The following is a 12,664-nucleotide window of genomic DNA, read 5'->3' on the forward strand; positions in this document are numbered from 1 at the left end:
TCCCGGTCGGATACGGCGTACGGATGGGATGTGGCCGGGCCGGAAAGCGACAGCCACCCCAGCGGCGCCCAGCCGCGCCGGGGAGCCGCCCAACGGCAGCTTCCCCGGGGCGCGGGCGGCCCCGAACCCACGCTGCGGGCTCCGCGCGAGGCGCCCGCACGGAGCCCGGAGACGGGCGGGACCAACCCGGCAACGCGGCGAGTGGAACCGCCTCCCGACGCAGCGTGCGATCGGGTCGTCCTCGCGGCCCAAGTCCGGTACGGGCCAGACGAGTTCGGCAACGCGGCGGCCGGAGACACGGCCCAGCGGAAGCCCCGCCAGCGCGCGACCGGGACGCCGTCGCGGAGACGCCTTCCGCACCGAGCCCAGGAACGGGCCGGACGAGCCCGGCAACGCGGCGAACGGAGCCGCCTCCCAGCACAGCCAGGGCAGCGCGCGACCGGGACGCCCTCGCGGAACACACCTCCCGCACCGCGTCGGGCAACGTGGCGGGCGGGGACCACGCGGGGCGCCCCCGCACCGCGTCCGGCACCGCGGCGGGCCGGGAAGCCAGCGGGCGGGGCGGCTTCTGGCGGTCGGCGGGCCCGGGCGCTGGCCGGGAGGCGGCCACGACCGTGCGGGACGGGGCGTCAGACGGTTGGGTGCCAGGTGTGGAACCAGCCCTCGGGCAGGCGGGCCAGTGCCTGGTCCAGGGAACGGCCCGGCAGGAACGGACGGCCGTGTTCGCGGATGACCGCGTTCAGCTCGTCCAGCCGCCCGCGGGCCTGCTCGATGCCCCGGGCGCGCTCGGCCGGGTCGTGGGTGGAGACTGCGTCGCGCCAGATGGACCGGCCCGCCAGGTAACCGCACGCCCCGGCCTGGGCGGAGATCCGCACCTGGGTGCGGAAGTCCTCGTAGCCGACGCCCGCCGAAAGGATCACCCACGGGACGCGCACCGAGGAGTCCAGCTCCTTGCAGGCCGTGGCGGCCGCCGCGCGGCCCTGCTCGGTGTCGACGTAGCCGGGGAACTCGACCTTGAGCATGTCGACCCCGAGCCGGTCGGCGTCCACGGCCGACTGGATGATGCCCGCGACCCGGCGCTCCTTCCACTCCGCCGACGACGGGTCCTCGCCGGGCAGCGGGTACCAGATGGGCTCGACGACCAGCGGCAGGCTCAGCTCCGCGCACTCGGCCACCAGGTCGCGTACCACCTGGCGCTGGTGTTCGGCGGTGGCCGGGTCGCCGTCCGGGCGGTACCACCACAGCAGCTTGGCCACATCGGTCCCGGCCAGCTTGATCTGCCGGGTGGACCAGCCGTCGCGGTGCCGGGTGCGGCGCGGGCCGTCGGGGATGCGGTAGTCCTCGTCCTCGACGCTGGCCATCAGGCCGACGTCACGCGGCAGGGCGCCGCTGGCGGTGAGGTGGCCGACGCCGTAGTGGGCGTCGAGGAGTACGGCGGTCACGCTGGGCGCGACCGCGCGGATGACGGCGTCCTTCGCCCGGACCACGTCCGCGAAGCCCACCGTGGAGGGGTCCGGGGCGAGCAGTTCGGCGAAGTCCGAGAGATGGTCGAGGGCGCAGATCAGGAAGAAGCCGTCCTCGCTGGTCACACGGGTCAGTCCGCGCAGCTTGCCCGGGTCGGTGGTCAGGTCAGGCGTGGTCATCGGGGTCCTTTCGGGTACGGGTCGGGGCACAGCCGGAGTGGAGCGAGCGGGCGAGCAGCAGCCCGCCCACGAACGTGTCACCGAGGCCGATGGTGGCGGCGGGGCGGCTGAGGTGAGGGGCGGGGACGCAGTCCGCGCGCAGCCCCTCCCCCAGTGGCCCGTCGGCCGGGCGGTCCTCGGTGTAGTCGGCCGCCGGTGGCGGCGCCAGGTCGGCGGCGGGGGCGCCGCGCGCGGCCCGCGCGGCGGCGAGCAGGCTGCCCGTCATCAGCGCGGTCCGCTGTTCGGTGGGGTCGCCTCGGTGGACGGCGAGCACCCAGCCGTCCGCGTGGACGCACACCCGGTCCAGGTCGTACGCGGTGGCGAAGTGGGCCGCCGCGGTGGCGGGTGAGGTGCGGGCCGAGGGACCGGCGAGCGTGGCGAGTTCGGACAGGCTCATGCCGACGGAGTCGGCCAGCGGGGCGTACTCCTCGCATCCCGCGCGCAGGGCGCGGACGCTGGTGAACTCGGCGAGTTCGAGGTGGAGCAGTGGCAGTCCGCCGTCCCGCCAGGTGCGTACGACCTCGGTGAGCCAGGCCCGGTCGGCGGGTCCGGTGCCGTCCTCGGGCAGCCCGTTCATGCCGGACAGCAGCCCGGCCTCGGCGGTGCGGGCCAGTTCGCCGGAGCGGGCGGCGAACCACTCGTCGCGCTCGATCCCGTCGTCCGCGAAGCGCAGGATGATCCGGGAGGAGCGGGGCAGCCCGCCGGGCAGTCCGGCGGCGGGGGTGCCCTCGGCGAACTCCAGGACGCTGTGCGGCTGTTTCACCCTGCCCGGCAGGGGCGCCTCCGCGCCGGTCAGCCGCCCGGCCGGGGCGGTGCCCTCGGCCGTGCACAGCGTCACGTCGGGGTGGAGCACCGCGAGCTGCTCGGCGCTGCGGTCGGCCAGCGGGACGACGCTGGGCGCGCCGAGCACGGCGAGCGCCCAGGAGGCCTGCGGTCCGGTGCCGCCGAGCTGCACCCGGTCGGGCGCGCCGAGCAGGGCGCCCACCCAGTCGGTGCCGCCGGGCCACGGCAGGGCGATCTCGCCGCCCCGGCCGTCGCGGATGCGGCCGATGACCTCGGCGGCGACCTCACCGGCGGGTCCGGGCGCGGTGGTCTGGGCGGCGAGGGCGGCGATCCGGTCCGGATCCATCCGGCGGACGTGGTCGACGCAGGCGCTGAACCCGGCCAGCACGGGTGCGGCCTGCCGGGCCCGGGCGCGGACCCGGTCGGCCAGCGCGCGGTACCGCTCGGCCCACAGCTCGTCGCGGGCGACGACGCGCGGGATGGAGAGGCCGGTGCGGGCGGTCACTCCTTCACCGCCCCGGAGGTGATGCCCGCGACGATGCGGCGCTGGAAGGCCATGACGATCAGCACCAGCGGCAGGGTGACCACGACGGACGCGGCGGCCATGTCGCCCCAGGGGACGAAGTACTGGGACTGGAAGCCCGCGATGCCGACCGGCACGGTCTGATGCTCGGGCGAGGAGGTGAAGGCCAGAGCGAGCATGAACTCGTTCCAGTTGGTGATGAAGCCGAGCATTCCGGCGGCCGCGATCCCGGGCAGCGCGAGCGGCAGGATCACGCTGCGCAGGGTGCGCAGCAGTCCGGCGCCGTCGATGGCCGCGGCCTCGTCCAGCTGGGTGGGCAGGGACCGGAAGTGCGCGTACAGGACGAAGATCATCAGCGGCAGGGCGAGCCCCACGTACGAACCGGAGAGACCCGTGTACGTGTCGAGCAGCCCGAGCGCGTTGAGCACCAGGTAGAGCGGGACGACGATCGAGATCTGCGGGAACATCGACAGGCCGAGGACGACGGCGAGCACCACGCCCTTGCCGGGCACCGGCAGCCGGGCGAGCGCGTAGGTGGCCAGGGCCGCCAGCAGCAGCCCGATGGCGGTCGCGGTCACCGTGACGATGACGCTGTTGACCAGGTACTTGCCGAACTCGTAGTCGGTGAAGACGGCCCGGTAGTGCTCCAGGGTGCCCGGGACGGGCAGCCAGTGCGGGGTGACCGAGGACAGGTCGCGGTCCCGCTGGAACGAGGTGCTGAGCTGCCACAGGAACGGCGCCAGGGACCATACGACGACGGCGGTGACGGCCAGCCGGAACAGCGTCCGGCGGGTGAAGGCCCGGCGGCGGGCCCGGAGGGCTGCGGGCGCGGCGGGGACGGGCGCGGGGATGGCGGTCATGGCTCAGCCCTCCAGGGCGCGGTAGCGCCGGCTCAGGTAGTAGGCGAAGCCCGCGGCGATGAGCACTTCGGTGAGGAAGGCGGCGGTGGCGATCATCGAGCCGTAGCCCAGTTCGAGGCCGGAGAAGAGGGTTTTGTAGCCGAAGGTGGACAGCGTCTCGGTGGAGTCGGCCGGTCCGCCGCCGGTGAGGACGTACGGCAGGTCGAAGACCCGGAAGGCGTCGAGGATCCGGATGAGGGCGGCGATCAGCAGGGCGGGCGCGATCACCGGCAGGGTGACGGAGCGGAAGGTGCACCAGGGCGAGGCGCCGTCGATCTTCGCGGACTCGCCCAGTTCCTTCGGCACGGTCTGCAGCGCGGCGAGCACCAGCAGCGCCATGAACGGGGTGGTCTTCCACACGTCGGCGAGCCCGATGGTGGCCAGGGCGGTGTGCGGATCGCCGAGGAAGTTGACGTAGCCGTCGGTCAGATGGAGGCGGGTCAGCAGGTAGTTGGCGACACCGGACTGGCCGTCGAAGATCCAGCCGAACATCCGCGAGGTGACGACGGTGGGGATGGCCCACGGGATGAGGACGGCGGCGCGGGCCCAGCCACGGCCCCGGAAGGACTGGTGCAGTACGAGGGCGAAGCCGATGCCGAGCGCGGTCTCGACCAGGGTGGTGCCGAAGGCGAAGGCCACCGTGCGCCACCAGGCGTTCCAGAACAGATCGTCCCCGAGCAGCCGGGACAGGTTGGCGGTGCCGGTGAAACGCGATCCGCTGGAGAACCCGGCGTCGTGCAGGGACAGCCACAGGGTGCGCAGCACCGGGTAGAGGGAGACGGCGAGGACGGCGGCGAGCGCGGGCGCCAGCAGGACGATGCCCACCAGGCGCGGGCCCGGGGACGAGGACTCACGTGGCGAGAAGCGGCGGCGCGGGCCTTTGGGGTCCTCTGGGCCGGGCGAGAGCTGCGGCTGCTCCAGGGAGGGCGCGCGGTGCTTGCCGCGCAGCGGGGTGTGTCCGGGCGTTCGGTGGAAGAAGGCGAGGTGGCCCATCAGACGATCGCCTCCAGGTCGCGCCGGGCGGAGCGGAGGGTGCCGGGCACATCGCCGTAGACCAGGGCGCGGGAGACCGCGGACTGGAGGGCGAGGCTGACCCGGGAGTAGTGCGGGGTGACCGGACGGGGCACGCCGTTGCCGAACGCCTCCTTCAGCTTGACCATCGCGGGCTGGCCCGTGGCGAGCTTCTTCTCGTCGTAGACCGAGACGCGGGAGGGAGCGTTGCCGAAGTCGAGCGCGAAGGCGAGCTGTGCCTCGGTGCCGGCGAGCCAGTGCAGGAAGTCCATGGCACCTTCCTTGTTGCGGGATCCCGCCGCGACGCCGAGCTGGTAGCCGCCGAGGCAGGAGGAGGACGTGCCACCGGGGAAACGGGGCAGCGGGGCGACGTCGACCTTGCCGACGACCTTGGACTGGTCCGGGTTCTGGGAGACGCCGTAGACATAGCTCCAGTGCCGCATCATCCCGACCCGGCCCGCCGTGAACGGGCGGCGGCTGGGCTCCTCGTCCCACGAGAACACCTCGGAGGGGCTGACCTTGTAGCGGTGGACGAGGTCGCGCATGAACTGGACGGCCTCGACGCACGCGGGGCTGTCCACCCGGACCGCGCCCGAGTGGTCGATGACGTGTCCCCCGTTGGAGGCGATGAACTCGACCAGGTCGCACAGCAGGATCTCGGCCTGCTTGGCCTGCCACAGATAGCCCATGGGCACCCGGCCGCGCTGCATCTCGGCCGCGATGTCGGCCAGTTCGTGCCATTCGGTCGGGGGTTTGCGGCCGAGCGCGCGCATCAGGTCGGTGCGGTAGTAGAGACCGCCCGCGTCCACGTACCAGGGCAGCGCGACGAGTCGGCCCTGATACGTGCACGCGTCGACCACACCGGGGAAGAAGGAGCGGCGCAGGGCCGCGGAGACGTCCCGGTCCAGGGGGTGTACCCAGCCCGCGTCGGCCAGCTCGGCGATCCACACCACGTCCTGCGCGAAGACGTCGACCGTGCCGTCCTTGCGGGCCAGCAGCTGGGTGAGCTGCTGATGGCATTCGGTGCTGGAGCTGGGCGGCGGCAGGTTGCGGACGGTCACCCGGTAGCGGCTCTGGGCGGTGTTGTAGCGGTCGGCGAACGACTGCATTCCGGCCGCGCCTCCGGTGAACGCCGCGCAGGCGAAGGTGAGTTCGGTCCTGCGGCCACCGCCTCCGCTGACGCTCCGGCCGGACTCGTCGCCCCCGCAGGCGGTGAGCGCGGGGGTGGCGGCCAAGCACCCGAGGGCGGTGGCGACGACCCGGCGGCGGGTCCAGGGCGGTTCGGGGCGTATGGATGGGCGGTGCGGCTCCACGGCGACTCCATTGGCGCGCAGAAAACGGTGCAAAGCTGCGCTTGTTTATGCGACTCTTTGCTGCAAGCTACGGCTGCCCGTACCACCGGTCAAGGGTTGTGCTGCGACTTCTTGCGGTAAGGTGCGAGAATCTGCGGTGTTGCGCAGGATCACAAAGGGGGACCACACGATGACGTCAGCAGAGGGCACCCGGGCGGCGAATCTGCCCGCGCGCCGCCGGGCCGACCTCACCGCCTTCATCCAGCAGCGCGGCCAGGCCACCATCGGGGAGCTGGCGAAGGAGTTCGCCGTATCGGTGGACACCGTACGGCGCGATCTGGACCATCTCGCGGCGCGCGGCCTGGTGGCGCGCACCCACGGCGGGGCGGTGCCGGGCGGCGAACTGGCCACGGCGGACAGCCCGGTGGCGGACCGGATGAACGAGCGCCGGGAGGCCAAGGACGCCATCGGGGCCGCCGCCGCCCGGCTGGTGCGGGACAACGAGACCCTGCTCGTCAACGGCGGCACCACGGTGCTCTCGGCGGTGGCCGCGCTCGGCGGCCACCGGGGGCTGACGATCGTCACCAACAATCTGCGGGTCCCGGGAATGGTCCCGGCGCAGGCCCTGCGCGATCTGTTCGTCCTCGGCGGCGCGTGCCGGACCACCGCGCTGGTCACCATCGGCCCGATCCGCTTCCCCGACACCGCCGGGGTGAGCGCGGACACCGCCCTCATCGCGGTGGGCGGGGTCAGCGCGTCCGGGCTTTCGGTGTCCAATATCCCGGAGGCCCAGATGATCCAGGAGATGATGGACTCCGCGTCCCGGGTCGTGGTGCTGGCGGACACCGCCAAGTTCGAGCGCCGGGCGCTGGCCCGCATCTGCCCGCTCAACCGCGTCGACGTGCTGGTCAGCGAGCAGCCGCCGAGCGGTGAGCTGGCCCTCGCCCTGGAGCGGGCCGAGGTCACCCTCGCCGGGCCGTACCTCCCCGAGGACGACGGCTGACCCCGCCGGGCGCGTGGCTCCGGCGGGGTGCGCGCAGGTATGGCGTGTCTTACGTGAGCCGGTCCTTGGCCTTGTAGTACGCCCCGGCGAAGGGCAGAAACCACGCCGTCCCGTTGTAGAAGGGCACCGGGATCTTCGGGAAGCCGATGCCGCGCAGCGGGTTGGCCTCCGGGTGGCCGTCCATCACCTCGGCCATGGCGCGGCCCATGTAGGTGGCCATCTGGACGCCGTGGCCGCAGTAGCCCATCGAGTAGTACACGCCCCCGGCCTGGCCCGCGTGCGGGATGCGGTCGTAGGAGAAACCGACGCTCCCGCCCCACACATAGTCGATGCGCACGTTGCTCAACTGCGGGAATATCTCCGCCATCTCCCGCTTCAGCACCGCCCCGCTGCGGCGGTCCGAGGCCGGGTCGGAGGGGGCGAAGCGGGCGCGGCCGCCGAAGGCGAGGCGGTGGTCGGGGGTGAGCCGGATGTAGTGGCCGATGTTCTTGGAGTCGACCACCAGACGGGCCTTCGGGATGATCTCCCGGGCCAGCTCCTCGCCCAGCGGTTCGGTGACGATGACGAAGCTGCCGACGGACACCAGCCGCTTGCGGAACCACGGCAGCGACCGGTCGGTGTACGCGTCGGTGGCGGCCATCACCTGCTTGGCGCGGACGGTGCCGTGCACCGTCTCCACCAGGAAGGACCCGTCCGGGGCGCGGGTCACGGCGGTGGCGGCGTTGCGCTCGTGGAGGCGCGCCCCGGCCCGTTCGGCGGCGTCCGCGAGGCCGTGTACGTACTTGCCGACGTGCAGTCCGGCGCTGAGCGGGTCCAGCAGCGCGCCGTGGTAGTAGTCCGAGCCGAGTTCGGCGCGCAGCTCGCGCGGGCTCAGCAGCACCGTGTCATGGCCGAAGTTCTCGGCCAGATCGCGCTGCTGGGCCTTCTTCGCTTCGAAGTGCTCGGGCTTGTACGCCACCCCGAGACGGCCGCACCGGCTGAAGTCGCAGTCGATGCCCTCCTTCTCCGTCAGCTCCTCGACGACGTCGACCGCCTCGCGGAAGGCGTCGTACAGCTCGCGGGCGCGCGGCTGGCCGTAGCGCTTGCGCGCCTCGCCGGTGGAGATGGTGATGCCCTGGGTGCACATGCTGCCGTTGCGCCCCGAGGCACCGGAGCCGATCTTGTCCTTCTCCACGAGCAGGACCTCGGCGCCCTTGCGGGCGGTGTGCAGGGCGGTGGACAGACCGGTGAGACCGCCGCCGATCACCACCACGTCCACCGCGTCCGGCAGTTCCTTGCCCGAGCGGTCCGGAAACCGCGGGGCGGTGTCGAGCCAGTACGGGATCTGCTTCATGTGGTGCTCCTAGCAGCCGAGCAGGGCGGGGAGGCCGGACAGGTCGGACAGCTCGTCGTAGGGCTGGTAGGCGGTGCTGCCCCGGCGGCCGAACCGGTTGATCCACACCCGCCGGGCCAGACCCAGGTCCCGGGTGGGGATGAGGTCGTACTCCCAGCCCTGGGCGGTGTGGATGACCTGCGACGGGTCGACGCCGATGGTCTTGTACGCGTACTCGAAGGTCTGCCGGGACGGCTTGTACGCCCCGGCCTGCTGGGCCGTGATCACATGGTCGAACTCCACGCCGATGCGCTTGACGTTCTGGGCGATCAGATCGTCGTTGGTGTTGGAGATGATGGCGATCTCATAGCGGGACTTCAGGGCCCGCAGCGCCTCCGGCACCTCGGGGAAGGGCCCGAACCCGGCCACGGCCTCCACCAGGGCGTCGCCGTCGGAGGTGCGGAACTCCAGTCCGTGCAGCCGCATCGCCTTCTCCAGGCTGGAGTGCAGCACCTCGTCGTACGGGCGGTAGGCCTCCAGGACCGCCTGGAAGCGCATCACCCGGAAGTTGTCGAGGAACTTGTCCACGTCGAGCCCGTCCAGATCGAGCCGGTCCCGCAGCGTCTTCAGCGTCGCCGGGACGAGTTCGAAATCGACGAGGGTGCCATAGGCGTCGAAGGTCACTACCTGGCGCATGTTCTTTACCTCACTGGTTGTCATGGGGGTCAGACCACCCGCTCGCCGGGGGTCACGATGTCGTCGAGGGCGGCCAGATCGGCCGCGTCCGGTATCCATTCGGCGGCCGCCGCGTTGGCGGTGGCCTGGTCCGGGGTCATCGCTCCGCAGATCACGGAGCCCACCCCGGGGAGTGCGGCGAGTCCGCCGACCGCCACCCGCAGCAGCGGCTGGCCACGCTCGGCGCCGTAGGCCGTCAGCGCCTCGACCCGGTCGAGGGCCGCGTCGGTCAGCCACCCCTCCCGCCAGGAGAGCCTGCTGCCCGGCGGCGGTGGTTCGCCACGCCGGTACTTGCCGCTGAGCAGGCCGTTGGCCAGCGGATAGTACGGCAGCAGCGCGGTGCCCAGCCGGGTGGCGGCGGGGGTGAGCGTGGTTTCGGCGGTGCGGTCCAGCAGGTGGTAGCGCACCTGGGTGGAGACGAACCCGGCCACCAGCCGCTCGCCCGCCATATTGGAGCAGCCGTAGTGGCGCACCACGCCCTCGGCCACCAGCTCCTCCAGCGCGGCGGCGGTCTCGGCGACCGGGGTGATGCCGTCCGGCTCGTGGTACTGGTACAGGTCGATGTAGTCGGTGCCGAGCCGCCGCAGCGACCTCTCCACGGCGTGCCGGATGTACGGACGTGAGCCGCGCGGGCCGAAGCGTTCGTACTCCGGTCCCATGGCCATGCCGAACTTGGTGGCCAGCACCACGCGCTCGCGACGGCCCTTGAGGGCCGCGCCGAGCAGCCGTTCGCTGTCGCCCGCCTGGCCACCGCCCCCGCCGTATCCGCCGTAGGTGTCGGCGGTGTCGAAGAGGGTGATGCCCGCCTCCAGCGCGGCGTCGACCACTGCCCGGGTGGCGTCCTCGTCCAGCCGTGAGCCGAAGTTGTTGCCGCCGAGGCCCACCACCGAGACGCGTGGCCCGCTGTCGCCGAGCTGCCGGTAGCGCATCAGCCCTCCCCCTCGCCGGAAACCACGCCGAAGCCGACGCACACGTTCTTCAGCTGGGTGTAGCTGTCCAGGGCGGCGAGGCCCTTCTCGCGTCCCCAGCCGCTGTGCTTGTAGCCGCCGAAGGGCAGCTCCACCCCGGTGCCCACGCCCACCGCGTTGACGTTGACCTGCCCGGCCCGGATGCCGTCGGCGAGGCGCAGCGCCGTGGGCAGGTCACGGGTCCATACGTACGAGGACAGGCCGTACGGGGTGTCGTTGGCGAGGGCGAGCGCGTCCGCCGCGTCGTCGAATTCGATGACGGTGATGACCGGGCCGAAGATCTCCTCCTGGGCGGTGCGGGTGTCGTTGGTGAGCCCGGTGAGCACGGTGGGCTCGATGAAGTACCCGTCGGCGAGCGCCGGATCGGCCGGGCGGCCGCCACCGGTACGGACCACTGCGCCCTCCTCGCGGGCCAGCCGCAGATAGCCCTCGACCCGGTCGCGCTGCCGGGCCGAGACCAGCGGGCCCAGGTCCGGATCGGCCGGGCCAGGACCCAGCCGCAGCGCTTCGGCGTGGGCCACGAGCCGGGCGGTGAACTCCTCGGCGAATCCGTCGCCGCGCTGCAGCAGCAGCCGGGTACCGGCCGAACAGGTCTGCCCGGCGTTGCCGAACACCGAGCCCGCCACCGCGCCCAGCGCCAGGTCCACATCCGCGTCGGCGAACACCACGCTCGGGGACTTGCCGCCCAGCTCGACCACCGAGGGCACCACATTGGCGGCCGCGCCGCGGGCCACCGAGATCCCGGTGGCCACCGAGCCGGTGAAGGTGATCTGGTCGATTCCGGGGTGTCCGGCGAGGGCCGCGCCCGTCTCGCCGTCCCCCGGCACCACGTTGAGTACCCCGGGCGGCAGCCCGCACTCCAGGGCGATGCGGCCGATCTCCAGCGGCGTCAGGGGCGCCTCCGGGGACGGCTTGAGGACGACCGTGCAGCCCGCCGCGAGGGCGGGGGCGCTGCCCCGGGCGGTGTTCTGGAGCGGGTAGTTGAACGGGATGATCTGCCCGGAGACCCCGATCGGCTCCCGCACGGTGTAGTCGAGCAGTCCCGGGCCGAGCGGCACGGTCGTACCGCCCAGCTTGTCGGCGACGCCGGCGTAGAACTCGAAGTAGCGGGCGGCGGCCTCCACATCGGCCCGCGCCTGGCTCAGCGGTTTGCCCACGTCGAGCGATTCCAGCCGGGCCAGTGCGGTGGCCCGGAGGCGGATCTCGGAGGCGATACGGAACAGCAGCCTGCCCCGGTCGGCGGGGCGCAGCCGTGCCCAGTCGGCGGCTTCCAGGGCGCTGCGGGCGGCCGCCACCGCCCGGTCCACATCGGCCGGACCCGCCTTCGCCACCTGGGCGATCGGGGTGCCGTGGGCCGGATCGAGGACGGTGAAGGTGGCGCCGTCCGTGGCGAGGACGGGCTTGCCGTCGATGAGCAGTTCGGTGACGGGCTCATCGGTGGCGAAACTCGTCCCGGGCTCCGCCGTCATGGCCGGATCTCCCCCTCGACACCGCCGAAGATGACCACCTCGTCGCCGGGGCGCACGGTACGGAGCCGGCGCACCCACAGCACGATGCCGTCCCTGGGGGCGCGCACCTCCTCCAGCACGGCTCCGTAGTGGTCGATGACGGTGCCGATCAGATCGCCCTCCTTGCACTGCTCGCCGGGCGCCGCGTGGCCGAGGAAGAAGCCGCCGTCGGCCGAGCGGGCGAAGGTGCCGCTCACCGCCGTGTAACTGGTGCGCCGTTCGGACTCGCCCTCGATCATGCCCAGTTGGCGCATGATGTTGCGGACCGAGCCGAGGTGGAGGTCCACGGTCTCCTCGCGGTACGTGCCGCCGCCCGCCTCGATGGTGATGGCGGGCTTGCCCGCCTGGAGGGTGGACAGCCGGGCCGTACCGCCCCAGGAGCCGCCCTTCCAGATCAGCTCGTGTCCGGCGGCGAGACCGATGGGGGTGGCCAGTTCCTCGTAGCCGCCCTGGACGATGGTCAGCGGGGCGATCTCCCCGAAGGTGCCGCCGGTGTGCAGGTCCACCAGGGCGTCGATGGCGGGGATGACCTGGTCGACGAAGGTGGCGGCGAGCCGCAGCGAGTACGAGCCGTCCGCGTCGCCGGGGAAGATGCGGTTGAGGTTGGCGTGGTCGAGGCCGCTGGTGCGGGCTCCGGCTTCGAAGGCCGGGGTGTTCACGCAGGGGATGCCGACGAGGGTGCCGCGCAGGGTGGTGGGGTCGGTGGTGGCGACGGCGCGGCGGACGGCCTCCATGCCCTCGTACTCGTCGCCGTGCACACCGCCGTCCACGCACAGCACCGGGCCGGGGGCGGTGCCGTTGACGACGAGCAGCGGGATGCCGAGCTGGACGCCGTAGGAGTGGGCGCCGACCGGGATCAGCCCCTGGGCGCGCTCGCCGGGGGCGCAGGTCACGGGGCCGATGGTGTAGGAGGCGACGTCGGTGACTGTCATGGGTGGAAACCTCGTG

Annotated in this window: 11 protein-coding genes; 1 reads left to right on the forward strand and 10 read right to left on the reverse strand. The window is 72.7% G+C overall.

All coding sequences use genetic code 11. The features are described from left to right. Window positions 1-629: 629 nt before the first annotated feature. From ACFV9T_RS19405 to ACFV9T_RS19425, 5 genes are read right to left on the reverse strand one after another with little or no spacing between them, the layout of a single operon-like run. Window positions 630-1,643, reverse strand: a complete 1,014-nt coding sequence (locus ACFV9T_RS19405; protein WP_385441823.1) for a tagatose 1,6-diphosphate aldolase — start codon at window positions 1,641-1,643, stop codon at window positions 630-632. Next, complete coding sequence (locus tag ACFV9T_RS19410; RefSeq protein WP_385441824.1) at window positions 1,630-2,970, reverse strand: ADP-dependent glucokinase/phosphofructokinase; 1,341 nt, start codon at window positions 2,968-2,970, stop codon at window positions 1,630-1,632. The genes ACFV9T_RS19405 and ACFV9T_RS19410 overlap by 14 nt, the downstream gene beginning before the upstream one ends. After that, window positions 2,967-3,848: a carbohydrate ABC transporter permease gene (locus tag ACFV9T_RS19415; protein ID WP_385441826.1), complete on the reverse strand. Its 882-nt coding sequence runs from the start codon at window positions 3,846-3,848 to the stop codon at window positions 2,967-2,969. The genes ACFV9T_RS19410 and ACFV9T_RS19415 overlap by 4 nt, the downstream gene beginning before the upstream one ends. Window positions 3,849-3,851: 3 nt before the next feature. Further along, on the reverse strand, window positions 3,852-4,880 hold the full coding sequence (locus tag ACFV9T_RS19420; RefSeq protein WP_385441828.1) for a carbohydrate ABC transporter permease: 1,029 nt from the start codon (window positions 4,878-4,880) through the stop codon (window positions 3,852-3,854). Next, complete coding sequence (locus ACFV9T_RS19425; RefSeq protein ID WP_385441829.1) at window positions 4,880-6,211, reverse strand: ABC transporter substrate-binding protein; 1,332 nt, start codon at window positions 6,209-6,211, stop codon at window positions 4,880-4,882. The genes ACFV9T_RS19420 and ACFV9T_RS19425 overlap by 1 nt, the downstream gene beginning before the upstream one ends. A 169-nt stretch (window positions 6,212-6,380) precedes the next feature. Here ACFV9T_RS19425 and ACFV9T_RS19430 point away from each other — a divergent pair, with 169 nt between their 5' ends. Then, entirely contained in the window at window positions 6,381-7,193 is an 813-nt protein-coding gene (locus tag ACFV9T_RS19430; protein ID WP_385441832.1) for a DeoR/GlpR family DNA-binding transcription regulator, read from the forward strand. Window positions 7,194-7,242: 49 nt separating this feature from the next. On the opposite strand, the gene ACFV9T_RS19435 is transcribed toward ACFV9T_RS19430, so the two are convergent. From ACFV9T_RS19435 to ACFV9T_RS19455, 5 genes are read right to left on the reverse strand one after another with little or no spacing between them, the layout of a single operon-like run. Then, window positions 7,243-8,526 carry an NAD(P)/FAD-dependent oxidoreductase gene (locus tag ACFV9T_RS19435; protein WP_385441834.1) on the reverse strand — a complete coding sequence of 428 codons (1,284 nt, stop codon included), beginning with the start codon at window positions 8,524-8,526 and terminating at the stop codon, window positions 7,243-7,245. Window positions 8,527-8,535: 9 nt separating this feature from the next. Beyond that, entirely contained in the window at window positions 8,536-9,201 is a 666-nt protein-coding gene (locus tag ACFV9T_RS19440) for a haloacid dehalogenase type II (RefSeq protein ID WP_385441836.1), read from the reverse strand. A 29-nt stretch (window positions 9,202-9,230) separates the two neighbouring features. After that, the gene (locus ACFV9T_RS19445; protein WP_385441839.1) at window positions 9,231-10,169 is read right to left on the reverse strand and encodes an aldo/keto reductase; all 939 of its coding nucleotides are present in this window, start codon (window positions 10,167-10,169) and stop codon (window positions 9,231-9,233) included. Further along, the gene (locus ACFV9T_RS19450) at window positions 10,169-11,677 is read right to left on the reverse strand and encodes an aldehyde dehydrogenase family protein (protein ID WP_385441842.1); all 1,509 of its coding nucleotides are present in this window, start codon (window positions 11,675-11,677) and stop codon (window positions 10,169-10,171) included. Before ACFV9T_RS19450 ends, ACFV9T_RS19445 begins: the two co-directional genes overlap by 1 nt. Beyond that, complete coding sequence (locus ACFV9T_RS19455; RefSeq protein ID WP_385441844.1) at window positions 11,674-12,648, reverse strand: succinylglutamate desuccinylase/aspartoacylase family protein; 975 nt, start codon at window positions 12,646-12,648, stop codon at window positions 11,674-11,676. Before ACFV9T_RS19455 ends, ACFV9T_RS19450 begins: the two co-directional genes overlap by 4 nt. Window positions 12,649-12,664: the final 16 nt, after the last annotated feature.

The sequence above is a fragment of the Streptomyces sp. NPDC059850 genome, from assembly GCF_042731515.1.
Classification (GTDB): domain Bacteria; phylum Actinomycetota; class Actinomycetes; order Streptomycetales; family Streptomycetaceae; genus Streptomyces.

What these genes read in the sequence shown, in the direction of transcription:
- ACFV9T_RS19435 (WP_385441834.1), bottom strand. Translation starts at nt 8,526, where the DNA reads ATGAAGCAGATCCCGTACTGGCTCGACACCGCCCCGCGGTTTCCGGAC.
- ACFV9T_RS19455 (WP_385441844.1), bottom strand. Translation starts at nt 12,648, where the DNA reads ATGACAGTCACCGACGTCGCCTCCTACACCATCGGCCCCGTGACCTGC.
- ACFV9T_RS19430 (WP_385441832.1), top strand. Translation starts at nt 6,381, where the DNA reads ATGACGTCAGCAGAGGGCACCCGGGCGGCGAATCTGCCCGCGCGCCGC.
- ACFV9T_RS19420 (WP_385441828.1), bottom strand. Translation starts at nt 4,880, where the DNA reads ATGGGCCACCTCGCCTTCTTCCACCGAACGCCCGGACACACCCCGCTG.
- ACFV9T_RS19415 (WP_385441826.1), bottom strand. Translation starts at nt 3,848, where the DNA reads ATGACCGCCATCCCCGCGCCCGTCCCCGCCGCGCCCGCAGCCCTCCGG.
- ACFV9T_RS19450 (WP_385441842.1), bottom strand. Translation starts at nt 11,677, where the DNA reads ATGACGGCGGAGCCCGGGACGAGTTTCGCCACCGATGAGCCCGTCACC.
- ACFV9T_RS19405 (WP_385441823.1), bottom strand. Translation starts at nt 1,643, where the DNA reads ATGACCACGCCTGACCTGACCACCGACCCGGGCAAGCTGCGCGGACTG.
- ACFV9T_RS19440 (WP_385441836.1), bottom strand. Translation starts at nt 9,201, where the DNA reads ATGCGCCAGGTAGTGACCTTCGACGCCTATGGCACCCTCGTCGATTTC.
- ACFV9T_RS19445 (WP_385441839.1), bottom strand. Translation starts at nt 10,169, where the DNA reads ATGCGCTACCGGCAGCTCGGCGACAGCGGGCCACGCGTCTCGGTGGTG.